Annotated in this window: 26 protein-coding genes; 2 read left to right on the top strand and 24 right to left on the bottom strand. The window is 71.1% G+C overall.

Annotated elements, in window-relative coordinates:
* Positions 1-13 precede the first annotated feature (13 nt).
* From ACIP94_RS14580 to ACIP94_RS14545, 8 genes are all read right to left on the bottom strand, one after another.
* Positions 14-814 carry a DUF317 domain-containing protein gene (locus tag ACIP94_RS14580; RefSeq protein WP_402424535.1) on the bottom strand — a complete coding sequence of 267 codons (801 nt, stop codon included), beginning with the start codon at positions 812-814 and terminating at the stop codon, positions 14-16.
* Positions 811-1,194, bottom strand: a complete 384-nt coding sequence (locus ACIP94_RS14575) for a hypothetical protein (RefSeq protein WP_402424532.1) — start codon at positions 1,192-1,194, stop codon at positions 811-813. Before ACIP94_RS14575 ends, ACIP94_RS14580 begins: the two co-directional genes overlap by 4 nt.
* A 476-nt stretch (positions 1,195-1,670) precedes the next feature.
* A complete protein-coding gene (locus tag ACIP94_RS14570) occupies positions 1,671-2,426 on the bottom strand; it encodes a hypothetical protein (protein ID WP_402424529.1) in 756 nt (251 codons plus the stop codon).
* 25 nt (positions 2,427-2,451) lie between these two features.
* Entirely contained in the window at positions 2,452-3,153 is a 702-nt protein-coding gene (locus ACIP94_RS14565; RefSeq protein ID WP_402424526.1) for a hypothetical protein, read from the bottom strand.
* A 13-nt stretch (positions 3,154-3,166) separates the two neighbouring features.
* Complete coding sequence (locus tag ACIP94_RS14560; RefSeq protein WP_402424523.1) at positions 3,167-4,018, bottom strand: relaxase/mobilization nuclease; 852 nt, start codon at positions 4,016-4,018, stop codon at positions 3,167-3,169.
* A complete protein-coding gene (locus tag ACIP94_RS14555; protein WP_402424520.1) occupies positions 4,015-4,803 on the bottom strand; it encodes a hypothetical protein in 789 nt (262 codons plus the stop codon). Before ACIP94_RS14555 ends, ACIP94_RS14560 begins: the two co-directional genes overlap by 4 nt.
* Entirely contained in the window at positions 4,800-5,225 is a 426-nt protein-coding gene (locus tag ACIP94_RS14550) for a hypothetical protein (protein WP_189925631.1), read from the bottom strand. The genes ACIP94_RS14555 and ACIP94_RS14550 overlap by 4 nt, the downstream gene beginning before the upstream one ends.
* Positions 5,226-5,324: 99 nt before the next feature.
* Positions 5,325-5,822 (bottom strand): hypothetical protein, encoded by a 498-nt coding sequence (locus ACIP94_RS14545; protein ID WP_189925632.1) that lies wholly within the window; start codon positions 5,820-5,822, stop codon positions 5,325-5,327.
* Between the two features lie 951 nt (positions 5,823-6,773).
* Here ACIP94_RS14545 and ACIP94_RS14540 point away from each other — a divergent pair.
* A complete protein-coding gene (locus tag ACIP94_RS14540) occupies positions 6,774-7,163 on the top strand; it encodes a hypothetical protein (protein ID WP_366841935.1) in 390 nt (129 codons plus the stop codon).
* Positions 7,164-7,726: 563 nt separating this feature from the next.
* On the opposite strand, the gene ACIP94_RS14535 is transcribed toward ACIP94_RS14540, so the two are convergent.
* The 16 genes from ACIP94_RS14535 to ACIP94_RS14460 form a co-directional block, all read right to left on the bottom strand.
* Positions 7,727-8,185, bottom strand: a complete 459-nt coding sequence (locus ACIP94_RS14535; RefSeq protein ID WP_402424516.1) for a hypothetical protein — start codon at positions 8,183-8,185, stop codon at positions 7,727-7,729.
* Between the two features lie 44 nt (positions 8,186-8,229).
* The gene (locus tag ACIP94_RS14530; protein WP_402424515.1) at positions 8,230-9,336 is read right to left on the bottom strand and encodes a hypothetical protein; all 1,107 of its coding nucleotides are present in this window, start codon (positions 9,334-9,336) and stop codon (positions 8,230-8,232) included.
* Complete coding sequence (locus ACIP94_RS14525; protein WP_402424512.1) at positions 9,329-10,072, bottom strand: glycosyltransferase family 2 protein; 744 nt, start codon at positions 10,070-10,072, stop codon at positions 9,329-9,331. Before ACIP94_RS14525 ends, ACIP94_RS14530 begins: the two co-directional genes overlap by 8 nt.
* A gap of 48 nt (positions 10,073-10,120) precedes the next feature.
* Positions 10,121-10,636, bottom strand: coding sequence for a hypothetical protein (locus tag ACIP94_RS14520; protein ID WP_402424958.1), 516 nt, complete (start codon positions 10,634-10,636; stop codon positions 10,121-10,123).
* A 140-nt stretch (positions 10,637-10,776) separates the two neighbouring features.
* Positions 10,777-11,571: a hypothetical protein gene (locus ACIP94_RS14515; protein ID WP_402424509.1), complete on the bottom strand. Its 795-nt coding sequence runs from the start codon at positions 11,569-11,571 to the stop codon at positions 10,777-10,779.
* 291 nt (positions 11,572-11,862) lie between these two features.
* Complete coding sequence (locus tag ACIP94_RS14510; protein ID WP_402424507.1) at positions 11,863-12,636, bottom strand: hypothetical protein; 774 nt, start codon at positions 12,634-12,636, stop codon at positions 11,863-11,865.
* Positions 12,637-12,666: 30 nt separating this feature from the next.
* Complete coding sequence (locus ACIP94_RS14505; protein ID WP_402424505.1) at positions 12,667-13,521, bottom strand: hypothetical protein; 855 nt, start codon at positions 13,519-13,521, stop codon at positions 12,667-12,669.
* The gene (locus tag ACIP94_RS14500; RefSeq protein ID WP_402424502.1) at positions 13,511-13,759 is read right to left on the bottom strand and encodes a hypothetical protein; all 249 of its coding nucleotides are present in this window, start codon (positions 13,757-13,759) and stop codon (positions 13,511-13,513) included. Before ACIP94_RS14500 ends, ACIP94_RS14505 begins: the two co-directional genes overlap by 11 nt.
* 104 nt (positions 13,760-13,863) lie before the next feature.
* A complete protein-coding gene (locus ACIP94_RS14495; RefSeq protein WP_402424499.1) occupies positions 13,864-14,553 on the bottom strand; it encodes a hypothetical protein in 690 nt (229 codons plus the stop codon).
* The gene (locus tag ACIP94_RS14490; protein ID WP_402424497.1) at positions 14,456-15,970 is read right to left on the bottom strand and encodes an ATP-binding protein; all 1,515 of its coding nucleotides are present in this window, start codon (positions 15,968-15,970) and stop codon (positions 14,456-14,458) included. The genes ACIP94_RS14495 and ACIP94_RS14490 overlap by 98 nt, the downstream gene beginning before the upstream one ends.
* A gap of 28 nt (positions 15,971-15,998) precedes the next feature.
* Positions 15,999-16,451, bottom strand: coding sequence for a DUF6238 family protein (locus ACIP94_RS14485; protein ID WP_402424494.1), 453 nt, complete (start codon positions 16,449-16,451; stop codon positions 15,999-16,001).
* Between the two features lie 55 nt (positions 16,452-16,506).
* Positions 16,507-17,979 (bottom strand): SCO6880 family protein, encoded by a 1,473-nt coding sequence (locus ACIP94_RS14480; RefSeq protein ID WP_402424491.1) that lies wholly within the window; start codon positions 17,977-17,979, stop codon positions 16,507-16,509.
* A gap of 81 nt (positions 17,980-18,060) precedes the next feature.
* The gene (locus tag ACIP94_RS14475; RefSeq protein ID WP_189925650.1) at positions 18,061-19,443 is read right to left on the bottom strand and encodes an ATP-binding protein; all 1,383 of its coding nucleotides are present in this window, start codon (positions 19,441-19,443) and stop codon (positions 18,061-18,063) included.
* 37 nt (positions 19,444-19,480) lie between these two features.
* Positions 19,481-20,176 carry a hypothetical protein gene (locus tag ACIP94_RS14470; RefSeq protein WP_402424488.1) on the bottom strand — a complete coding sequence of 232 codons (696 nt, stop codon included), beginning with the start codon at positions 20,174-20,176 and terminating at the stop codon, positions 19,481-19,483.
* Complete coding sequence (locus ACIP94_RS14465) at positions 20,176-20,490, bottom strand: DUF6112 family protein (RefSeq protein WP_006143162.1); 315 nt, start codon at positions 20,488-20,490, stop codon at positions 20,176-20,178. The genes ACIP94_RS14470 and ACIP94_RS14465 overlap by 1 nt, the downstream gene beginning before the upstream one ends.
* A 144-nt stretch (positions 20,491-20,634) precedes the next feature.
* A complete protein-coding gene (locus ACIP94_RS14460) occupies positions 20,635-21,768 on the bottom strand; it encodes a C40 family peptidase (RefSeq protein WP_402424485.1) in 1,134 nt (377 codons plus the stop codon).
* Between the two features lie 515 nt (positions 21,769-22,283).
* On the opposite strand from ACIP94_RS14460, the gene ACIP94_RS14455 reads away from it, so the two are divergent.
* Positions 22,284-23,039, top strand: a complete 756-nt coding sequence (locus ACIP94_RS14455) for a site-specific DNA-methyltransferase (RefSeq protein ID WP_093721462.1) — start codon at positions 22,284-22,286, stop codon at positions 23,037-23,039.
* Positions 23,040-23,072: the final 33 nt, after the last annotated feature.

The raw sequence follows: 23,072 nt of genomic DNA, 5'->3' as shown, positions 1-23,072 counted from the left end.
GTGGGTGTCGTGGTCAGCGGCGGGTTCGTGCGCCGGCGGCGGCGTGGGCGCGGGCGGTGGTGCGCGGTCCGGTGCTTCGGGCGCTGTTGCGGGCCCAGGTGGCGGCTCGGGCGGCCGTGATGCGGGCCTGCTGCCAGGCGCTGAGTTGGGAGGGCTTGACGGATACCGACCAGGTGCGGATCTGCGCGCTGTGTGGGACGCGTCCGCGCGGGCGCATCACGGGGTCGGGGCTGGCGAGTTCGGTGGAGAAGGCTTGCACGAGGTGCATCGGGGTGTTCGGCGTGAAGTTGGCCGTCCAGCCGTTGCCTTGTTTGTCCTGCGCTCCGGTCCACCACATCGCCGTGCCGTCGGGGTTCTGGCGGTACTGCAGCCAGGCGGTGCCGTCGGGGCTGGTCGCGATGTAGTTTTCGCCCTCGAAACGCGTGTGCCAGTTCTGCTCCTGCAGCGGGGCCCAGACGTTGGGGGCGTGTGCGGAGCGGGGACGTGTGAGGGCGTCGGTCAGGCCGGCGACGATCTCCACCGGGGCCTGCCGGCCCAGGTGAGCCGACCACTCGCCGTTCGCCCCGTCTGCCCGGCCGTGGATGGTCCAGCCGCCGGGAAGGACGTAGGGGTCGTAGGCGACGCGGACGGTGCGGTCCGGGCTCTCCATGTGCAGGGGGCCGCCCGGCTTGGACTTGTCCCGCCAGCCCGAGGCGCGCAGGAACTCCGAGACGTGCCGGACGTCGCCGCCGCCGGCCAGGGCACGGGGCTGGACGAGGTAGTGCTGCTCGGCCTGCTCGCCGGGCCCCCAGCCCTGCCACTGCTTCTTCTTCACCGACGCCGCCGGACGACGAGCGGTGCGGGCACTGGGGGCTTCGCCGCAGTGGTGGCGGGCTGGGTGCAGACGTGCTGCAGGGTGTCCTTGTGTTCGTCCAGGTCGAGGGTGATGTCGTGCAGTTCGTTCGAGGCACGGCCCAGAGCGAGCCACACCTCTGCGGGGAGCGCGCCGCGCTCTGCCTGGTCCTTGGTGAAAACGCTTCCGGTGGCGACGAGGTGGGTGACGCCCCTGAGGACTCCGCTGTCCGGGTCGAGAACGCGGGCGATGACTTGCGCGGCCTGGGGCGGAGGGAGCTGGGAGAGGTGGTCGGCGAGCTGGCCGAGCTGGCGGGTGATCTCGTCGGCGAGTCTCAACGGGTAGGGGGCGGGGTGGGACATGCTCCTCCGGGGCGGTGGACGGTCAGTGGTGGTGGCGCTGCCCGACGCGCTGTGCCTCGGTGAGGACGGCCTCCGGGCGGGCGCCGGCCAGAGGGGAGGTGTGGTCGGGGCCGCTCGGTATGCAGGCGCGCAGATAGCGGCGGAAGAGGGCGGTGGCGAGCCGGGGCTTGAGCCGGTTGCTGATCGGTGGGGGAGTGCGGGGTGCTACGGGTTTCTCCGGGAGTCGGGCTGTGTGCTGGGCGGCCCCGGTGGGGTGCCGGGGCCGCCCGGGCGTCTTACGGGGTACGGGGCGGGCCGGCGCGGAGTGCGACGGGGAGCCGGCCGGTGCCGGTTGCTGTGCGGCGGGACAGGGCCGCTCGGGTGCGGAGGCCGTGCATGGCCTACCGGTAGGTGGCTTCGTCGAAGACGTCGGGCGTGCTGTTGACGTCGTAACCGGTCAGGAGCAGGGCGGATGCCGACGTCGGCCTCCGCCTGGTTCATCGAGTCCTGGCGGTTGGCGTACGGGTGCTGGCCGGTACCGGCGGTATGGGTGGGGCGGAGGTGGGCGCGGTCCGTCCGGCGGGGTGCTGGAGGGCAGTGCCGATGCCGAGTGCGTCGAGCTGCGGGCCGATCTCGCGCAGGGCGCGGGCCTGGGCGTGGGTGTCGTCGCCCTCCAGGCGGTAGATGCCGCTGTGCGGGTCCTGGACGAAGCCGTGGGCGATGAGGATCGTGCCAGCACGGTCGTCGGCGGGGGCGGTGGCGACGCTGCCGTCCGGCTGCCAGGTCAGGACGATCCGGTCCGGCTGGGAGGGCTGGATGCCGCCGAGGGCGTTGTGCCGGACCTGTGCGAGCGCACGGTCGTAGCGGGCGAGCAGATCGTCGGCGACCTGCTCGGCACTCAGGAAGGGGTCGTCTGCCAGGGCGATGCCGTTGGGCTCGGGGACAGCGCGGTACGCCTCGTCGGGCAGGGCGCGCGGGGCGACGGCGGCGAGAAGGAAGCCGTCGCGTCCGTCGTGCCGGTCCAGGAGGGCGAGCTGGGCGCCGTCGGGGCGGCTGAGGACGGCTGCCTGCGTCAGCGGGTGCTCGGCGAGGGAGGCGGCGACCATGTCCAGGTCCCAGATCCGGTCGGCGAGTTCGGCGAGGTCGTCCTTGGCGTCGGCTGGCAGGTGGGTGCTGGTCCAGGTGTCGGGGAGTTCACCGGCGAGGACGTCGGCGTACGAGGCGAGGCGCTCGGAGGTGTCGTGGTCGTGCATGGTGTCCTTGGGCAGTTGCGGGGGCTCAGCGGCGCAGGCGGGTGGCACCGACGGGTGGCGGTGCCGGGGCCGGCAGTGCACGCGGCGGGGGTGGGCAGGCGCACACGGCGGAGCGTTCGGGCTCGTGGTCGGGAACCCGCTCGGCGCAGGCGCGGCGGCCGGGGTGAGGGGCGCGCCGGTCGGCCAGCCGTTCGCGGGTGTGCGCGAGGTCGGAGTGGATGACGCGGACGTATTCGTCGGCGAGGTAGCGCAGGCGCCGGGCGGTGTGCGGATCGGTCACGTTGCCGAGTTCGTCGAAGAACTCCGCCAGAGCGCCGAGGGTTTCCTCCAACCCGGCGAGGATGCCGTCGTGGGGCGCGGTGAGTTCGGTGAGGATGTCGGCTGCCTCGGCGGTGTCGGTGGCTTCGCGCAGGCGTTCGGCGAGGTGGGAGACCGAGGTACCGAGCGTGGGATAGCGCGCGGGGCGGGCGTCGGTGTCGAAAGGTTCGTCGCAGTCGACGTGGTACCCGGCAGCCCGCAGGCGCGCTACGGCATCGGTGGCGAGACGGGACTCGTCGTCCTCGGTGAGGCCGGCGGGGGCGCGGTGGTAGGTCTCGTGGAGGCGGACGACCGCGATGAATCCCGCGCGCTGGAGAATGCTGTGTGCCTCCAAGTCCCCGCTGCGCGCGAGGAGTTCGCTGGATTTCGAGTCGCGGCGGATGTCCATGAAGCGGCCGGTATGGGGCAAGAAGGCGTTGCTCCTACGGAGATCTGTGGGCGGTGTGCCGGGCTACGGGCGGTGCAGCGGCGATCCGGGACCGGCGGACCAGGTGGGCCGCGGTGGTGTCCAGGTCCTGCTGGATCGCGTGGAGCCGGCGGGCGATCAGCTCCAGACCGTGTGCTGCTTCGATGCTGGCGGCTCCGGGCTGGCGGGCGATGCGGTGAGCGGTGTGCTCAATCAGTCCGCGGACCGTGGCCAGCGGGCCGGCCTGCTCGTCGGCGAGCTGCGTAAGGACGCTCGCGAACTGCGCGGATGCGGTGGGCGCCGTACGGACAGCGGGGCGTGTCGCGGGTCCGGTGCGGGCGGGGATCAAGTTGAGGTCCTGTTCGATGCGGCGTGCCTCGTCCGCAAGGCGCCGCAGTATGTCTGAGGGCGGGGTGCGCCAGGTGCCGTCGAGGTGGATCAGGTTGGCGATCAGGTCCAGGCGCCCGGGCTGTGCCTGGACGGCGATCCACCGCCAGCCGTGCTCCGCGGCGCCGGGTATCTCGATACCGGCGGCTCGCGCGAACCGGTGAGCGGTTTCGGCCCACTCGGGACCGGTCAGCTCCCGGTCGTCCGGGTGGAGGTGGATGTCGAGATGGAGGATCGCCCGCCGGTCGTCGTCCGCACTGGCAGTGAACGGATGCTCCAGGTAGGGATCTTCGAGGTGCTCGGCCCACTGAACGGACGTCCAGGTTCTCTGCTCGTCATCCGGGGTGTAGTAGTCCAGGCCCGGCCAGTGGGCGACGATGGTGTACTCCGTCAGACCCTCGTTCGGGGAAAGGGGCCGCCCGAGTGCCTCGGCGAGCGGGTCGCGCGGCGAGTGGGTCCGCGCGTGCAGGCGGGGGATCATGACGGCACCCCGCTCGACGTGCGGGTGGGCGGCCGGTGCTGATGAAGGTCGCGGGCTGTGCAGAGCAGGGAGCGCTCGCGGACCAGGTCGGCGTGCACCGAGGTGTCCCCCGGCGGGAGACAGTCGATCGCCCTGTCGATGGCGCCCAGCCCTTCGTCGTACCGGCCCAGCCGCCGCAGGGCACCCGCCACGCGGAAGAGGACGATCGGGTCGCTGCCGGTGGCGAGGGCCGGTCGGGAGCTGAGGGCCAGGAGACGCTCCGCGCCGTGGTCCAGGTCCTGGCCGAGCCACAGCCCGTGCAGCAGGACGTGCAGGGTCTTGGTGTGCTGCCCGGCGTCCGCGAGGACCTCGTCCATGACCGCGAGGCCCTCCGGGCGGGACTGGCCCAGCAGCGCGAAGGCGTACAAGGCCCGCGTGTAGCAGTCCAGCGGCTGACGCGCGGTTTCCGCGAGTTGTTCGACGAGGCGTTGGAGGGTGGGGCAGCGGAAGTCGAACCGCAGGGCGCACAGGTACAGATGAGCCAAGGTGCGGGCGGTGATCGGGTTAAGGCCCATTGCGGTGACGTCCTGCGGGGACAGCAGGGCCAGGACGCTGTGTCCGGCCGACCGTGCCGCCCAGGCAGCATCCGCGCACACCTCGGCCGAAGTTCTCCAGTCGGCCTCGATGTCGCGGAGGTCTTCGGCCAGGTGAAGCGGCCAGGAAGAATCGACCGGAGATGCGGTGGCTCGGGCCCTGGCTCTGTCGAGCGCGGCGGAACGGCCGGGACGGTGCGTGGGGGAAGTCATCGACCACTCCGGATGTCCGCGATGTGCACGAGCTGGCCCAGGGCGGTGGTGGTGTACCAGCCGCAGTCGATCAGCTCGTCGCGGTCGGTGAACCGCGTAAAGAGGGCATCCTCCATGGCGCGCAGGTAGATCAGGCAGTCCGGGCAGCGGCGCGAGAGGTGCACGAGGTAGCGGGGGTGGGCGGTGACGTAGGACTGGGCGCCGCCGGTCGCATCACGCAGCCGCCAGCCGTCCTCGTCGGTCGGGGTGTGCCAGGACGGGGCCACGACGCGCATCGCATCGCCCCACAGTTCTCCGCCAGCCATCCCCTTCAGGACGACGACAGTGTCACCGGCCTGGAAGTGGGCGTGGGTGATATCCCGATCGGGGGTGAGCGGGTCGGGCGTCGGTGCGAACGCCGAGGTGGGCGGAAGCTGGGACATGAGTTCCTTCCACGCAGATGCTGGCGGGGTGGGAGCATCAATAGTCCGGAGGAACGCCGGTTTGGCTAACCGGCGTTATCCGGCTATGTTGCCCCGCCGTCAGCGGAACGGGTTCTCCGTCCCGCGGTCCGCCTCACTGGCTGCGTCGAGGAGTTCGAGCAGGTCGGTGCCTTCGGCGTCGCGCTGGTCGATCCACCATCCGGCACGGGTGATGGCGCGGGCCTTCTCCTCCAGCTCCGCCCAGTCCGCCTCGTCCCACGTGCCCTCGATGACGAGCTCGGTGTGCGCGGATGTCATCAGCTGGTGGCGGGAGCGTTCGCCCCAGTCCAGGGCCTTGGCCGGGCCCTCCAACTGCGGCATGTCGAACTGCTTCGCCCACGTGAGGGCTGCCTCCTGCTCCTCGGCCCGCTTGGCCGCGAGCCACTCCTCCTTGGACCCGGTGTCGGCGTCGCGCGCCACCTTCCAGCAGTCGGTGCAGTTCTTCGACGCGAGCCAGCGGGCGAAGCCTGCCCGCTTGTCGGCAGGGCGATTGGACAGGTCATGATCCACACGGTGGGAGCAGGCGTGCTCCACGGTCCAGTGCGTACGCACAGCCATAATTCGATCTCCTCAAAGGGGTTGCAAGGTGGGGGTTGCGCCCTGATCAGGGCGTCTTATGCCGGCCTCGAAGCAGGCACCGGCGCCAGCCGCACCGCGACTGCCCGCGGGGCCCAGACGTCGGCGCGCGGCGAGAAGGACGGTGAGAGCGAAGGCCGCGCCGGTGCCAGGGAGCGCCGGGTCGGCGAGCGGCTGCTTGGCGAGGTGTCCGGCGAGGGCGGTGCGGCGGGCGGGACGCTTGGCCAGGAGCACGGCCACCAGGAGAGGTGTGCCTGCAACGAGGCTTCGCGCGTGAAGACCAGGTAAGTGGGAGTCGCTGCAGATCGGCGCTTGGGCTCCCCCGAAGCGGTCACCAACTTGTCTGTGTGTCAGTGGGGTTGGCTACTATGGACGTGGTCGACGAGATCCTTGAAAGGCATGGTGCATCGGTGATGATGGCCAACCGCTACGGCGCTCCATCCGAGGAGCGATAGGCGCGCCTGGCCGGCGCTTCCCTATCGCGACGCCCGCTGGGCGGCGACGCTGTGACGTGAATCCAGCGCAGGATGCACCCTGCCCTGATTCAGGTGACGGCGCTCCGACGGAGTATGGGAGGGCCCTACTTGTCTGCCACCACTTCTACCTGTGACCACCGCGTGTATCACGTTGTCGTCGTTGCTCTGGTATCCGTCATCGCTGGGCTGGTTGCGGGGATCGGCTCCGCTGTTCTGGGGCAGCCTGCCCTCACCGCCGTCGCTTCTGGCGGGGCCGTCCTTGCCTTCACCTACGGCGCCGGCATGACCGCCGTGTCACACGTGAGTAAGCGTCAGCAGTAGCCGCTGCTCCGGGGCGGCTGGCATGGCCGCCCCTAGACGATCTATTCCAAGGGGTCAGTGATCGTAGGCGATGCTCTTTAAGCATGTCGTCGTTCGTCTCCGCAGGCACCCCTTGGAACACCACCAGGAGGAACCAGTGTCATACCCGCAACCGCTCACCCCCGAGGGGAAACTCGCCGACGCGAAGAAGCAGCTGGGCCTCCCGCGAATCGTCGTGATCTGCGGCTCCACCCGTTTCATGACCGAGATGACCGAGGCCGATCTGCGGGAGACGAAAGCCGGCAAGATTGTCGTCAAGCCGGGCTTTGACATGAAGTCGCCGCACGAACTTTGGTCCGATCCTGTCGAGGCCGAGGCGCTGAAGGTTCGACTCGACAATCTGCACCGAGCGAAGATCCGGCTCGCTGATGAGGTGCTCGTAGTCGGCGACTACATCGGAGACAGCACCCGAGCCGAAATCGCCTACGCCCGGTCGCTGGGCAAGCCCGTGCGGTTCACGCACCCCGAAGTCGATCCCGACGCCTGACCGCCCGCCCCCGCACCCTCAGCAGGCACACCTTGAATTGATCATCTAGGCGGTGGGCGCTCAAGGCAGCTCAAGATCGTGCTTGGTAGTTTGCGATGGCAAGGTTGATCGCGTATTGCTCCATGTGCTCGTCTTCGTAAAGACCAGGTAGGACATGGGCTTAGCGGTGTCGGGCGGTGGTGCTGGCACGGGTGGCGGCGTGGGCGGTGTGGTGTCCACGGCGGGGCGCGGACGGGCGCGCAGCACGGGGGTGCGGTGCGGGGCAGGACGGCGACGGTCGCGCCGAGGTCCTCGGCCGCCTCTTCGACTTCGCGGGTGAGGATCCTCGGCGTGCGGGGCGAGGTGGGCGGCGTACGCCTCCACCGCGGCCTTGTCGCGGTGGGCTCGCGCGGCTGCCGCGGCGCCCGCGTGGACGGTACGGCCGTAACGGTCGCGTGTCATGTCGAGCGCGGCCTCGGTCTCGCGGTCGATGACCGCCATCCGCAAACGGAAGTCACGTGGCCCGTTGGTCGGTTCGGGAGCGGTCGGCAAGGGGCCGTCGGGGGCCGGACGGCTCGCGGGTGTCATCGGGACCGCCCGCCGGTCGCGGCCGTCAGGTGGACGGTCGGAGCGTAGGTGGGCTTCGGCGGGATCGGCCGGGCCGCTGGCGGGGAGGTGGTGGGCGGTGTAGAGCGCTGCGTCGTCCGGCCGGCGGCGGCCTGGGCGAGACGGCTGCGGCGCTCCCGCAGGCCGTTCGGCCGGGCGGGGTGTGCCGGGCCGGCCGAGAGGGACGGGTCAAGGCAGATGTCGGCCTGCACGGTGTAGCCGTGGCGGCGCAGGTCGTGGACGGCTTGGCGGGTGCGGCGGACTCCGTCGCGCTCGGGCTCGCTGAGCCGGTACAGGCCGGGTTCTCCGGGAACGGGCTCGAACTGCTCGCGCTCCAGGTACCAGTGGGCGAGGTGCGCGGGCATAGACGCGGTAAAGGAGGCGACGAAGCCGTGTTCCTCGTGGTCGCCGAAGGCGAAGTGGGTGCCGGGTTGCAAGGGGGCGGTGTTCTCCTCGGGGCGTGGGGCGTGGGGCGGAAGGGTCAGGGACCGCGGTGCGCGGGCCGGGCCGTGGTGAAGGGGCGGGCCGGCGCGGCGACGGGCAGGGCCGGGCGGCGGTGGGGTGCGCTGATGCGGGCCTGACGCAAGAACGTTTCGCCGTCAGTGAGCCAGGTCTCGATGGCCGACCACGCGCGTGCTCGGCGCTCCTGCTCCGGCACGAAACCGCCGTGGACGATCTCGTCGACCAGGGTCTCGGCATCGATCACGGCGTCGGCCAGACGGGAGAGGGCCGCGGCGTCGTCGGGCCACGGGCTGCTCGCGGGTCGGCACCGGTCGAGCAGCGCCGGGGCGTGGTCGACGACGGTCAGGAAACGGCGCCAGGCGTGGTCGAGGAACAACTCCGTCGCGGCGCCGCGAGCGGCGGCGCTCAGCGGGGTGGCGTCGCTGTAGCGTCCGGAGGCGTTCATGGCCTGCCAGGTGTCGTGCTCGCAGCGGATGTCCCCGAGCACGGCGGCGATGGCCGCCGTCTGGCGGGCGTGGACGGCCTGCTCGTAGGCGGGGAGGTACCGGCCGGTGAGGGCCTGGGCAGCCCGCCCGGCAAGCGGCGGCAGGACGATGCTGCGCGGGGCGTGGGGATCGCCGTAGCCCCCTTCCAGTCCCTCGGGCGAGAAGGCTCCGACCAGGTAGTCGAGTTGACGGCCGGGACGTTCGATGAACAGCAGCGCGGTGCGCTGCACCGCGTCGGTGAGGAGCGCGGCGTAGGGGATTCGCTCGGTCTGGACGGCGCGGCCGAGTTCGCCGCTGTCCCAGATCCAGGGGATGAGGTCTTCCTGCCAGGCGGGGTGCGAGTAGATCTCGACCGAGGCGTGCCACTGGCCGGGCAGTAGGCGCGCGAGGTCGCGGGCGGCGTCGCCGATGAACCGGCGGCTGCTCGTGTGCACGCTGGTGCGGTGCCGCTTCGCGCACGTGACCAGGTCGACCACGGTGGTCTGGGTGCCGTCCGCGGGCAGGTGCCAGACGCCCTCGTCGTCCCGCTGGAAGCCGCTCTCCGCGAGGGCGGTGTGCGCCCAGGCATACCGCTCGCCCGAGGCGATGGCGACGATCCCGGACTCCCGGCTGTGCGCCAGGATGATCTGCGCCTCAGTCACGGACCAGGTCCTCGCCGCCGCGCAGGACGGCGCGCAGGCTGCGGCCGTACGCCCAGGCGTGCTCACGGGCAGCCGCCTCCAGCTGGTCATATCCGACCTGGGCTGTCATCTGCCCGTTCCACTTGCGGTATCGGTACACGGGGACCGGCAGCAGGATCCCGGGCGCGAGAGCGGTGACGCCGAGGGCCGCGCAGTAGTCCTCGCCCTGGACGAGGCCGCCCATCGGCGCGGCGCGCACGAGGTCGGTGCGGGCGAGGATCGTAGTCGGCCCGATCGGGATGGTGTCCGCCGGTGACTTCCAGTACGTCCACACGTCACCGGCCTCGTGCTGGCCGGGCGGCGTGGGGCAGCGCCACAGGGTGGTCGAGCCGTCGGGGTGCTGGTCCTCGCTCCAGCCGGCACACCAGCCGACCCCGGTGGACTCCAGGGTGTTCAGCCGTAGAGCCATCGCATCGTCGGTGAACTCGTCATCGTCATCCGCCCAGTTGGTGTACGGGGTGCGCACACGGCCGAGGGCCAGGTTCCGGGCGCAGGCGGCGCCGACCGGCCGGGGAAGCGCAAGCGTGCGAACGCGGGCATCCTGTGCGAGCGGGGCCGGCAGGCGGTTGGGCGAGGCACCGTCGAGCGCGATCACGGCCTCCCATGGCACGGACTGCCGGGTCAGGCTCGCATGCATGGCTGTCAGGTAGTCGAGCCGGTCTTCGCGCAGGCGGCTGGCGATGACGACGGTGATCAAGGGCGTGGTGCGCGGGGGCAGGGAAGGCTCCGGGAAGACGAGGGAAAGCTAGCGGCGGGCGGTGGGGCGCGAGGGGCTGGCCTTTGCCGGGGCTGCGGCAGGAGCGCTCGGACTCGGCGTGCTGCGCGATGCCCGGATAGCGGGCGGGGAGTCGCGGGAGGACCAAGCCGCCGGGTGGTCGTTGAAGGCGGTGCGCGGGTCGATGGCCCAGCTCACGATGGGGCCGATGTCCTCGTGCAGGAGACTGATCACCTCGACGCCCTCCTTGTGCAGGACGTACCCCCACTCCATGTCCTGCGCATCGGCGGTCTCGTCGGTGACCGACAGGCGTACCGGCGGCGAGCCGTCCGGGGTGACCAGGTGGTCGAGGGTTCGGCTGGGCCAGTGGTTGCCGCCGGTCAGCGCGGTCACGAGTGCGGGCGGGGCATCGTCGAGGAGATCGGTGCCGAGTTCGTCCCAGCCGACGGCGACGTCGTCGATGAGGTGCCGGCACATGGCCTTGATGTCGCGTCCGAACTTGTACTGGTAGGCGGCCAGGAGCAGGGGGAGGTGGTGGCTGGGCACGCCGTCGAGCTGGACGTGGATGCCGGTGTAGCCCGTGCCGACGGTGGGGCGGGCGATGAAGGAGCGAGTGGACAGGGAGCTCTCCGCAGCAAGCGGGGGCGGGAAATGTTCGGCGGCCATCAGGTGGCGCGCGGGTGCGTCTACACGCGGTCCGACCAGGACGGGACCGGCGGGCCGGAGGCATCGGTGCGGGCGCAGGTGTAACCGATCAGGCGGGACAGGGCAGCCTTCGCGGGGACGGTGGCGGCGTCGTTGCACACGAACGTGTACCTGATGGAGGTGCGGGGCACATCGTGGAGCCAGGCCCAGTCCTCCTTGCCCGGGTTGATCTGCAGGCCGGAGTGCGCGACGGCGTCGGTCTGCGTGTGCATGTGGGAGAAGAGAACTAGCGCGCCGCCGTCGGTGGTCTTGAGGGCGTAGGCGTCCTTGTAGCGGTTGTCGGCGCCGGCGAAGACGGTGGTGCCCTGGTCCCCGTAGCGGGTGCCGGTCTTGTCGTGGACCTCGATCTGCCGCTTGCTCGCCGTGGTCGGCGTGAAGACCTTCGTCCCGGTGTGCGTGCCGCCGGTGGCGAAGTTGTCGAGCACCGCGGCACGCAGAACGCCGGCGTCGGCGGCGAGGTGCTTGTTGCCGTCGGCGGCGACGGCCGTCGCGTACCCGTCGTGGTCGAGTGCGATGTCCGGCAGTTTCGGGCTGTCGAGGTCGACGACGGAGACCATCTCCCAGCGCTTGTGCTGGGGTCGTTCGGCGAACACCGCCAGACGCGAGGGGGCCTTGCCCTTGTCGTCCGAGAGCGCGGCGGCGAACCAGCGGTCCTGTCCGGCGGCCAGTCGCGGGATGTACAGCTTGGTGCTGGCGGTGTCGTAGGACCAGGGCTTGTAGGGCGTGCGGTCGGCCGCGGGAAGTCCCTCGGTCTCGGCGTAGTCCGAGACGGACATGGCGTACAGCGGGCCGTCCTCGATGGTGCCGAGCAGGGCGCGGTTGCGATCGGCGTTGGCCTCGTTGTTGATCTGCGAGTAGTGGGTGATGACGGCGCGGGCCTGGGCGGCGCTGAGGGCAGGCGCCGGCTGCGGCGCGCTGCTGGCGCTGGGCGTCTGCTTGGCGACGGCAGCATCGTTGTCGGTGGCACAACCGGTGAGCGCCAGGGCGAGGCAGGCGGCGCCGACGAACAGCGGCAGGGTGCGGCGGGCGATGCGGATGGAGACTCCAAGGATCTAGGGGCAGGGGGGTCAGCGCGTACGGCGGAGCGGGGACACGGCCTTCGCTGAGGCCGGCAGCAGGGCGGCGCTGGTGGTGGGCGCCGAGTGGCGCAGGTTCACGCCGATGCCCTTGGCCGTGAGCTGCTGGACCACGGAGTGGACGCGAAGGGCACGACGGGTGTCCCCGTAGGCGGTGGGCAGGAGAAACGCTGCTTGGTGCGGGTGGTACTGGAAGCCGTGGGTGTACAGGGTCATGCGGGCATCCACCGGCACGCTCTCGTACGGTGCGCCGAGGGCTCCGTCGCTGTACAGGGTCAGGGTGAGGACCTGGTCGACCTGTGGTGGGGCGGGCCGGTGCGGAGGCTGGGGCTGGTGCTCCGCGTTGTTGAGGACCGCCCGCAGGGCCTGTTCGTAGCGGGGTAGCAGCCGCCGGGCGATGCGTGCTGCCGCCCGCGCGGGGTCCTTGGGAACGGCGATGCCGTTGGGTTCCGCGACTCCGGCGAAGTGGTGGGGCTTGATGCGCGCGCCGTCGGGGGCGAGCGCAGCGACGACGAACTGGTGCGGGTAGCGAGGCCGGTCGGTCACGTAGAGCCGCTGGTCGGCCGGCCCGTGGAGCACGGCGTCGTGGGTGAGGACGTACTGGCTGACGGCGTAGTCGACGTGGCCGGTGTCCCAGAGCTGTTCGGTGCGGGGGAACTGGTCGGCGTACTGCGAGTGGCGCTGGTACTGGCTGGTCCAGGTGCCGGGCAGGCGCGCGGAAAGGCCGGCGGCGAAGGCGGCCAGGTCGGTGCGGAGTGAGGTCATGTGTTCCGGGAGGGAAGCGATGGTCCGGGGTCAGCGCGTGTGCCGCGGCTGTGCCGGCGGGAGCACTCGCGGGGGCAGGGACGGTGTACGGGCCGGGCTGGAGGGCAGTCGCGGTGCCGACGCGAGCGGAGTGAGGGCCCGCATCCTGTCCTCGGCCACGTGCAGGACCTCTCCGAGGTTGCGGATCTCGGCGGCGGCGTCGGCGAGGTCGTACGACAGGTCGAAGCCGTCGTCCTCCTCCGCTTCCTTGGCCTTCTCCCCGGCTGCTTCGAAGAACTCGCCGAGCTGCGTCAGCAGTCCGTCGGTGGGCTCCAGGATCTGGTGCAGCAGGGCAGCGGCATCCGCATGCGACTCCGCTCCGTTGAGCCGGTCGGTCAGAGCGCGCAGCGCGTCGCCGTAGACGTAGATGGGAGCGTCGTCGGGTGTGCCGGGGACGCCCTGGGCCTGGGGCGGGGGCGTCGGCTGGGCTGAGTGCACGTGTGGGCTTTCGCCGGGCAAGACGGGGTGCGGCAGCAGTCCGAGCTTGGCCAGGCGGTGGTTGATCGCCTCGATCAGGGGCTGGGCGCTGCCGCCGTGGCGGGCTTCGGGCCGCTGGGGAGCGCCGGGGTCGTCGGAGGGGGCCGAGTCGTAGAGGACCTCGAACAGCGACGGGTCGTCGGGGTGCTCACGCGTCGCGATCCAGCCCTCGGGGTCTCCGGGCGGGCGCTCGGAGGACGGCTCCTGCGGCGGACCGATGATCAGGTAACTGTCGTCGGGGAGAGAGACGCGCACGATGTAGGCGCTGAGGCCGAACTCGATGTCGCACTGCAGGCCGCGCGCCCGCAGCGGCGTGGTGATGTGCAAAACGCGGCGGGAGTCTGGGGTGCTCGCTTCGTCAACGGCCACGGTTCCTCCCGCGCGAGGAGGCGGGCGATCGGTGCGGTGGAGGCGTCCGTCCAGCCGGGGTGACGCCCGGCTGCGACTCCTGACTGAAGCCGAGTTCGTACTCGTCGTGGGCGGCGATCAGGTCGCGTTCCATCTGGGCTTCCTCGTCGGCGACCTCTGCCATGAGGTCGTCGACTTCGGCTCGGCGTTGTTGGTATTCGGCCCATTCGGTGGCATTCAGGTGAGGGGGACGTTTCAAGAGGACTCCGTGTGCAGGCGGTGGCGGTGCCGTGTCGATCAACAGTGGTGGTCCCTCGCAATCGCGTTTGCGAGAGTCGGGCGGGACTGGAATCGCAGAGAGAGCTATCGGCGGGGCGCGGTGCCGGGGGACGGAGGAGCGGGTGGGACACCTGCGCTGGCCCCAGGCTGGCCGCCGGTCGGTGTCGCGGGGGTGGGGGCCGGGTCGTAGGCGGCGCGCAGCCTGCTCAGGCTGGCCTCGTCGGCGAGGGCCAGGACCGACAGCGCCCGGCTGGCCGCCGTCATCAGCAGGTTTGAGGGAGATCCCTTGGCCGCACCGCGGTTTTCCCGCCGCCACCGGGCGGCGGCGACGAGGTAGTCGCTCACGGCGCGCAGTGCAGGTTCGGCGGCGTCCAGGAAGTGGTCGGTGACTGCTTCGATCTCTGCCGGAGTCTGAGCCGCGGCGAGGGCGTCCAGGTAGGGGGTGAGGTCGGGTGCGGGCCAGGGCTGGTCCGGCAGCGGATGCGCGTCGCGGAAGGGCTGCGCGTCGCGTCCCGCCCACCGCTTCAGGTCGCCGCGGGTGGCGAGGTTGTACCGGGCGGCGTGGATCTGGTCGGCGTCGCGGCCGACGTTGTCGTACAGCTCGAAGTCCGGGTCACGCGGGGAGATACGAAAGTCCTTCGATGGGGTGTTGTCAGGATTCGTGAACTCGACGCTTTCAATGCATTCGGGCGTCGGTGTCGAAGAGCGCCAGCTCGTGGGGATGCAGCAGGTGCTGGACGATGAAGGATCTGCCAGCGACTTTCCACAGACCACGGCCCCGGTTGAGGTGCGCGATGGCGTCCATTTCCACGGAGGTCAGGCCCAGCAGGGCGGCGGCGGCGTGGAGTTGGTCGGTCTCCTGGCGGTAGATGATCCGGGTGCTGCAGTCGGCGAGGAGGCCCTCGGCGAGGGCGCGGCCTTGTGATCCGGCGTCGCCGGCGGTGAGCAGGTCGGACAGCCGGTGGATCACCATGAGGTTGGCGATGCCAAGACCACGGCTGAGCTTCCACTGGGCCTGCATCCGCTGCAGCAGACCGACGTGCCGCATCAACCGCCACGCCTCGTCGTACACGATCCAGCGCCGGCCGCCGTTCGGATCGGAGAGGGCGGACTCCATCCAGGCACTTGCGCAGGTCATGGCCAGGACGAGGGCGGTGTCGTCGCCGGATCCTCCGAGCCGGGACAGGTCGATGGTGAGCATCGGCGCGCGCGGGTCGAAGGCGACGGTGGAGGGGGCGTCGAACATGCCGGCCAGGTCACCGTGGACGAGGCGGCGCATCGCGTGGGCCAAGTCGCGTGCGGCGTCGCCGAGCTGGCCGGACATCATGCCGGCGGCTTCGTCGAGCGCACTGGGGGTGTTGAGGGTGGCGGCGACGTCGCCGAGGAGCGGGGTGCGGCCGGTGGCGGTGGCACGGGTGACGACGGCGTCGAGGGCGACGTCGAGGGCGGTGTGCTCCATGGGCATCAGGTCCCGGCCCAGGACGGTCCGGGCGAGGGAGCCGAGTAGGAGCAGGCGCCGTTTGCGGATCTCGCCGACCCAGTCGGCCTCCGTCACGCTGTCCGGTCGCGGGGCCGCATCCAGGGGGTTCAGGCGTCCGGGCAGTCCGGGGCCGAGAGCGACGGACCGGCCGCCGAGGGCTTGCGCCACCGGCGTCCACTCGCCTTTCGGATCACAGGGGACGTAGACGCGGTAGCCGAAGGCGACCGAGCGCAGCGCGAAGGACTTGGCGAGCGCGCTCTTGCCCTGGCCGATCACTCCGGCGAGCAGGAGGTTGGGGTTGGTGAATCCCTCGACCTTGCCGTACAGCGCGAACGGGTCGAAGACGAACGACGCTTCCGCGTGGACGTCGCGGCCGATGTAGATGCCCTCGGCGCCGAGCCCGCCTTCGGCGAGGAAGGGGTAGGCGCCGGCGGCCACGGCGGTGGTCATGCGGTGGGCGGGCAGCTTCAGCCGGTTGTTGCGCGCGGAGGCGGGCCCGGGCCGTCCGCTCGGGGGGTAGAGCGGAGCGGGCATCTCGTGCTCGGCTGGTGTGCTCTCGGCCTGGTGGGCGGTGGCTTCGGCGCGGGCCTTGGCGGTGGCTTCGGCGAGCTGGCGGCGGGCTGCCTTGCGGCTGGCCCGGTCGGTGCCGTGGGGGGTGAACAGTGGGCTGGCGGAGGCGCGGCGGGCGCGGCGAGCGGGCCGGTGGCTCATCGGAGGCCCTCGATTCTGCGGGTGGTGCTCATCGCACGCAGGCCGTGGTGTGCGGGCGGAGGTCGGTGGGGGTGGTCTTACGCCGGATGCTGTGCCCGGTGGCGAGGTGGCGTTGGCAGATGGTCACCACGGGCGGCCCTTCGGGCAGCCTTTCCGGATGGCACGCGCTCGTCTCGGTATCTGCTTGCGCTGTGTTGCCGGGCAGCAGGTGGAAGGCGGAGTGGAGCTCGGTGGTGGCCTGCCACAGGCGGGTGTGCGCGGTGGCGAGGTGGCGGCCTGCTGCAGGATGCGGGGGCCCTGCTGCCTCGGCCAACTGGTCGATGAACCGGTGTAGTTCGGTGAGGTGGGCGTGCAGGGTGTCGAGGTGCCCGCGATCCGGGGGCGCGGCACGGTTGAGTGCACGAGCGTGGTGGCGGACGCCTGCGGTGGCGGCCCGAAGGTAGGGGTGCGCGTCGGGCGCGCTGGGACGGGGATGGATCAATGGGAGGTCCTTGCCGCCAAAGAGGCGGGAGCGGGGTGTAGGGGCGAACTGGCAGCTACAGGGTGGTGCGGGCCAGGGGGAGTGCGGCAACGGCGAACGCGTCGGGCTGCTGGTAGTTCAGCCGTCGCAGGTCGACGCCCGAGCTGACGGCGTGGGTCTCGATCTGGGCGCAGGCGGCGTCCAGGAGGGCGTCGGTCTCGGCGGTGACGGTGACGAGGCCGGTCAGGGCGACGTCCGCGTGTCCGGCGATGAGCTGGCGCTCACGCTGTTTGACGTCGGCGTACTCGACGGAGTCTTCCTCGCTGTCGACCTGCCCGCGGCGGGCGCGCTCGTTGGCGTCGGCAATGATCGCGGCCTTCTTGCGCTGGACGTCCCGCAGCGCGGACTCGAGCCCCTGCGGTACGTAGATGAGGGACAGGCTGCGTCGCACGCCGGCCGTGAACATGAGGCCGTGCATGAAACCGGCGTTCGTCTCGGTGCGGGGCCAGTTCTCCACCCAATACGTGGCGTGCCGTGCGCTGTCGGTGGCGAGGCGGTCGTACTCCTCGACCTGGACGACGGGACCTGCGGCTGGGGGATCGGCCTCGGCGCGGCCGGTGTCGGACCACTGCTGGAGTGCGGCGAGGGCCCCCGGGTCGTAGGCGGTGCGGATGACGGCGGCGATCTCCCGCGCGGTCAGCCAGCCGGTGACCATCAGTCCGGCGTTGCGGGCCGCCTGGGCGATGGACGCGGTGGTCTGCTCCATGACGGTGAACGCCCCGGGCAGCCCGCCGCCGGCCTGCGAGATCAGCCGCCGGGCGGCCTTCAGATCGAGGGAGATGGCGAAATAGGTCTCGTGGGGTGCGGCGGCGGGACCGGCCGAGGCGACCAGTTCGGAGTAGATCTGTCCGGCGGCCGGTGTCTGGGGCTGCCCATTCTGGGCCCAGTGGCGGGTGAGGGTGTCGCCGCTGTCGGGGACGGTGCGTTCCAGCACCTGCACGGTGGCGATGTGCCCGGTGCGGGCGATGCCCGCGAGCGCGCGTCCCCAGCTGCCCACGTTGTGGTTCTGGGTGGCGGGGTCGAGGAGGGCGAAGGCGCGGCTGCTGACCCGGGCGATGGCGGTCAGGGTCTGCCGGTGCGGGTCGTGCACGGCCGCGGCGCCGTTGGCGGAGTCGCCGGGGGTGACCACCTTGAGGGAGGCGGCCGTGCCGGGCAGGTGGAGGACGCCGTCCTGCCGGGGCCGGGTGACGGGCCGGGCGAGCCAGAGCGTCTGGCCGGTGCGTCGGCGCTGTGCGTAGCGGGCGACGATCGGCGCCCAGTCGATCAGGGAGCGTCCGTGCCGACGGATCACCACGAGCGCACCGGAAGCCGCCCACAGCGGTGCCAGGGCGACGGCGCCGACCAGCCCGGTGGAGACCACCGTCATCAGCAGCAGCGCCAGCGTGCAGGAAACAAGGACGAGTTGGGGCAGGGAGAGGCCGAGGAGGATGCCGCGGCGGGACCGGTGCGGAAACTTCACCGTGACCGGGGCGACGGAGAGATCAGTCAAGGGGCGGGTCCTGAAAGGCGCGGGTGGAACCCGGGGACGGGAGGTGGCGTGCACGTCCCGTCCCCGGTAGACGGCAGGGGATCAGAGGCCGGTCGCAGGCGGCGGCGGTGAGGCCGTTCCGCTGGGCGTGGCGTTCTGTGCCCCGGGGGACGGTGGTGCGCCCTGCGGCGGCGGGGTCGCGGTCGGCGGCACTGACTGCCAGCCGCCTTGCTGGCCGGACGCGGCGCTCGCGCCGGATCCGCCCGGCCCCGGGCTGCCGCCCACCTGGCCGCTGGTGTCGTCGGAGACGCTCGTCGGCGCGGGCTGGACGGCCTTCTCCAGGCCGGACTTCATGGCACCGCCACCGGGCGAGCCGCCCGTTCCGCCACCCTGCGAAGCGTCCTTGCTGCCGCCGCTGTCGCCGGTCGGGTTGGCGGCGATGTCGCCGGGGAATCCGCCTCCGCCTGCGGCGTCGGGGCCTTGCGCGGCGGTGACACCCGCTCCGGCTGCCGCGCCGCCGGTTCCGGCGGTGGCCGCTGCTGCCGCGGCCTTGCGGGCGGCGTTCTCGGCGTGGGCCTTGGCGATCTGCGCTCCGGCGCCGCCAGCGCGGTGGATGGACTCGCCGTCGGTGCCGTCGGCCGCCCAGTGCACGAACTTGAACACGGCATACGGGCACAGCAGCACCAGGATCATGATCACGATGCCGGACATGACGTCGGCGAGGGCGGCGATGCCGTCCTTGGCGTCGGTCTTGCCCATGGAGGCGATGCCGAGCACGAAGATCACAGTCATCAGCAGCTTGCTGACGACCAGGGTGGCGGTGGCTTCGATCCAGCCCTTGCGCCAGCGACGTGCGACCTCCCAGCCGCCGCCGGCCGACGCGAAGACGGCCAGGGTGACCATGACGAGGATGCCGACCTTGCGGACCATCATCACGCACCAGTAGAGGAAGGCGCCGATGGCGGCGCCGAGACCGACGACGACCGGGACGAGCCAGCCGAGTCCGGCCAGGGATCCGATCTGGCTGACCTTCACGATGCGGCGCACGGCCGACTCGATGCTCAGGTGCGCGGTCTTGAACAGGCCGTCGCTGACGGCGTCGACGACTTCGACGGCGACCGTGGTCAGGGCGATGGCGCAGAACGCGAACAGGACCCCTGACATGGTGCCGGTGAACGCCTGGGTGAGGGCTTGTCCGTCGCGTCTGACAGCGGCCCGGACGAGCTGTGCGCAGAAGGTGGCGACCAGCAGGACCAGGCCCAACGGCAGCAGCATCTCGTAGTTGTCGCGGAACCATCCGGCGTTCAGGTCGACCCTCGTGGTGGTGTTAACCGCCTTGGCGGCCAAGTCGGCCGCTGCCGCAGCCAGCTCACCTGCGGACTTCGCCATCCAGTCACCGATGGCCTTGCCAGGGTCCGAGGCGAAATCGACCGCGTCGCCGACGGCACAGAGCTTGTCCGCCAGGGGGTAATCACAGAAACCCACGGGGAATTACTCCTCCTTGTCTCGTGTCAGGCGCGGGTCACTGCGTGACGCTCGGAGCGATGGCGGCCAGGGCACAGTCGTGGCCGGGGCGGCACTGCACGGCGAGGGTCACGGCGCGGTCCTCGGCTCCGCCGCCGCCCTTCTTCCAGGCGATCTGCTGCTTGCCGTTGACGGTGACGACGTAGATGTACGCCTCGGTGATCGCCGAGGGGTCCTCGGCGAGGGCCTGCTTGAACGCGCCCGGGTAGTGGCCTTCGGTGACGCGGGCGGTGGCGTGCTGGTCCTGGTCGGCCATCCGCGACCACAGCAACGGATCAGGGACCTGGCCGGAGACGGACGCCCAGTCGGCGTAGGTGGGCTCCTTGGTCATCCACTCGCGCATGCCGGCGAGCTGATGGTCGCGGCTGGTGTCGCGGGTGTCGTAGGACCACAGCATCTGGGCTGCTGCCTTGGCGTACGCGACCGGCTCGGCGATCTGCGGAGGCTTGGGCACGGAACCGGAGTCGGCCTCGGGTTTCGGGGCGGGGGCCTCGGAGGAGGACGGGCTGTGCGTCGCGGCCGGCCCGGCAGCGGTCGGATCCCGGTGGGCGTTGCCGCTGCCGGACAGCCAGGCGACGGCTGCGGCGATGGTGAGCAGGACGGTGACGACCAGAGCGACGATGGCGACGCGCCGGTTGGCCGACCAGCCGACGCCGTAAGAGGACAGCGAGAGGGTGGGGAATCGGTTCCGCATCAGTGGACCTGCGAGCCGAGGGTGGAGAAGAACGCGACGATTCCGTTCGCGGCGCCGAGGCCGAGGGCGGCGCCCGCGGCGACGACGGCGCCCTTCTTCCCGTTGGCCTCGGCCTGGTGGCCGCCGGTGTGGTGGCCCCAGGCCCACACGCCGAGCGAGACGGCGAGGGCGCCGACGACGGCGATGATCCCGAACATGTTGATCGAGTTGACGACGTTCTTCAGCACGCTGAGCCCGGGCAGGCCGCCACCCTTGGGCGAGATCCCTGGGTCGTAGGCGAGCTGGATGACGCGGTCTGCGAGAGGGAGGGACATAGGTGTGGCGGGGCTCCTTGCATACGCGGGCCAGACGAGGGGCCGGCGAGAAGAGGGGAAGCAGAGGGGGTGGGGAGATGCGCTCGGGGCGCGGGAGATCGCCGCGGCGGCGGCCCGCCCGGGCGGTGCCCTGGCGGGGTGGCGTCAGATGACGCGGCGGGCGGCGAGAATCGTCCAGTCCTTGATCGGGGTGATCCGGACCGGCTTTGATGTGCGCGGTGCCTCGATCACGAGGCCCTCGCCGATGTACATGCCGACATGCTCAGGCCGGGCGGCGGTGCCGCGGCTGAAGATGAGGTCACCGGGCTTGAGCTGGGCGGGCGAGACCGCCTTGCCCTCGTTGATCTGCGTGTACGTGGTGCGGGAGAGCGTGACGCCGGCGTGCGCGTACGCCTGCTGCATCAGCGAGCTGCAGTCGCAGCGACCCATCGGGTCCGGGCCGTGGGCGTTGGTGCAGGATCCGCCCCACTGGTAGAGGGTGCCGAGCTGGTGCATTGCCCACTCGATGGCCTTGCGCGCCTTCGGGTCGGCGTCCTTGGGGATCTTGTATCCCTTCGGGACGCTGCCCTCGGGGATCGGGCCGAAGCCGGAGCCGTCCTGGCCCGGAGCGCAGCCGGTAGTGCCGGCTCCCGGGTCCTTGCCTGGGTTCGGCTCCTTGGCGTCCTTGTTGTTGCCGGCGCCGGGGAAGGTCTTGGCGATGGCTTCCTGCAGCGCGGTGGCCAGGTGCTCCCACTGCGCGTAGGCGTCCGGCAGGCCGGACTGCTGTACTGCTTGGGCGGCCTGGGTGACGGTCATCTGCTGCCAGCCGTTCACCTTGAGCAGGTGCTTGTAGAACTGCTCGCTCGCGTACGTCGGGTCACGGATCTGCTCGGCGGTGCCCCAGCCCTGGGAGGGACGCTGCTGGAACAACCCAAGGCTGTCCCTGTCGCCGTAGTTGAGGTTGCGCAGCCTCGACTCCTGCATCGCCGTGGCGAGCGCGATGACCTGGCCCTTCTTGGGGACGTCGAGGCTGATACCGGTGGCCACGATCGTCTGGGCATTGGGCACCTGCTCGGCGGGCAGGTCCAGGCCCTCGACGTGGACGTTCTTTCCGGACGCCCCGTCGAGGATCTTGGTGACCTGCTCGGCGACCTTGCCGGTGTCGATGTCGTTCAGGCAGATGAGGGAGCTGCTGCTGCTTTGAACGGCGTCCGCGGAGGACGCCATCATCATGCCGGTGCCGGCGAGCAGAAGCGGGGAGAGGAAGACGACGCCGATGCCGGCGGCGAGCGCCTTCAACCGGAGCGGACCGCTCGTGGGTCAGCGAGGTCGGGCAGGGGTGGGTAGCGAGACGTCATGAGCGTGTCCTTCGGGGGTGCGGTGTCCGGCGTGCTGCGTGCGCGAGGCGTGGTGGAAGGGCGCGGCGGCCGGGGTGGGCGATCAAGGCGGACCGATGCGGGGCGAGTTGCCGCTCGCTCCCAGCTGGCCGGGCCGTGAGCTAGGTGTGCCGGGGCAAGGGGGTACCTCCGTGAGGTGTGGCGGGGGAGTAGCCAGCGGCGGTGTGCGCCGGGCGGTTCAAAAACAGTAGATGCGGATTGGCGGTTGACCAAAAAGCTGTCGCGAGGTGCCGGAATCCGGCACCCTCGCACGGCACTTCTTGGTCGTCGGCGGATTCGCCTCTACAGTTTTTGGACTCCCCTCGCCTCCTCGGGCTGCGGCCCTGGGCTTCTGCACGCCCACTTCCGGCCTGCGAGGACTCCTGTGCGAGGCGGCTAGTTCCCACCGTGAATCCGCACCCGAATAGGGGCCCCTCTTTGCCTTTTTCCCTTCACCAGGGCGACGCCCTGGCCGTTCTCTCCGGCCTTCCGGACGGCTGCGTCGACTCCGTCATCACCGACCCGCCGTACAACAGCGGTGGCCGGACCGCGAAGGAGCGCACCACCCGCTCCGCGAAGCAGAAGTACACCTCCGCCGATGCCAAGAACGACCTCGCAGACTTCACCGGCGAGAACATGGACCAGAGGTCCTACGCGTTCTGGCTGACGCAGATCATGACCGAAGCGCACCGTCTGACGAAGACCGGCGGGACCGCGCTGCTGTTCACCGACTGGCGTCAGCTCCCGACGACGACGGACGCGATCCAGGCTGCCGGGTGGCTGTGGCGCGGTGTGCTGGCCTGGCACAAGCCGCAGGCCAGGCCGCAGAAGGGCCGGTTCACCCAGAACTGCGAATTCATCGTCTGGGCGTCGAAGGGGGCGATCGACGGCTCCCAGAACCCGGTCTATCTGCCCGGCATGTACTCGGCGTCGCAGCCCTCGGGCGCGCAGCGCCGGCACATCACGCAGAAGCCGGTCGAGGTGATGCGCGAGCTGGTCAAGATCAGCCCCGAGGGCGGCACGGTCCTCGACTTCTGCGCCGGCTCCGGCTCCACGGGCGTGGCCGCTCTGCTGGAAGGCCGGGACTTCATCGGCGTGGAGAAGACCGAGCACTACGCGTCGATCGCGGCCGACCGGCTCACCGAGACGATCCGCGAAACCCTCACGCAGGACGACGTGGACCTTACCGGCTGAGCCCCGTCCTTGCCTGCTGCCAAGGCGACCGGC

It is taken from the genome of Streptomyces sp. NPDC093261, assembly GCF_044753645.1.
GTDB lineage: Bacteria > Actinomycetota > Actinomycetes > Streptomycetales > Streptomycetaceae > Streptomyces.
The sequence above is the reverse complement of the archived record's forward strand: the minus strand, read 5'-3'. Positions and strand labels throughout refer to the sequence as shown.

Bases quoted from the DNA above. Each gene is read 5' to 3' on its own strand.
- ACIP94_RS14575 (WP_402424532.1), bottom strand. From the start codon at position 1,194: ATGTCCCACCCCGCCCCCTACCCGTTGAGACTCGCCGACGAGATCACC.
- ACIP94_RS14570 (WP_402424529.1), bottom strand. From the start codon at position 2,426: ATGCACGACCACGACACCTCCGAGCGCCTCGCCTCGTACGCCGACGTC.
- ACIP94_RS14560 (WP_402424523.1), bottom strand. From the start codon at position 4,018: ATGATCCCCCGCCTGCACGCGCGGACCCACTCGCCGCGCGACCCGCTC.
- ACIP94_RS14555 (WP_402424520.1), bottom strand. From the start codon at position 4,803: ATGACTTCCCCCACGCACCGTCCCGGCCGTTCCGCCGCGCTCGACAGA.
- ACIP94_RS14550 (WP_189925631.1), bottom strand. From the start codon at position 5,225: ATGTCCCAGCTTCCGCCCACCTCGGCGTTCGCACCGACGCCCGACCCG.
- ACIP94_RS14545 (WP_189925632.1), bottom strand. From the start codon at position 5,822: ATGGCTGTGCGTACGCACTGGACCGTGGAGCACGCCTGCTCCCACCGT.
- ACIP94_RS14515 (WP_402424509.1), bottom strand. From the start codon at position 11,571: ATGTCCGTCTCGGACTACGCCGAGACCGAGGGACTTCCCGCGGCCGAC.
- ACIP94_RS14510 (WP_402424507.1), bottom strand. From the start codon at position 12,636: ATGACCTCACTCCGCACCGACCTGGCCGCCTTCGCCGCCGGCCTTTCC.
- ACIP94_RS14490 (WP_402424497.1), bottom strand. From the start codon at position 15,970: ATGAGCCACCGGCCCGCTCGCCGCGCCCGCCGCGCCTCCGCCAGCCCA.
- ACIP94_RS14470 (WP_402424488.1), bottom strand. From the start codon at position 20,176: ATGCGGAACCGATTCCCCACCCTCTCGCTGTCCTCTTACGGCGTCGGC.
- ACIP94_RS14465 (WP_006143162.1), bottom strand. From the start codon at position 20,490: ATGTCCCTCCCTCTCGCAGACCGCGTCATCCAGCTCGCCTACGACCCA.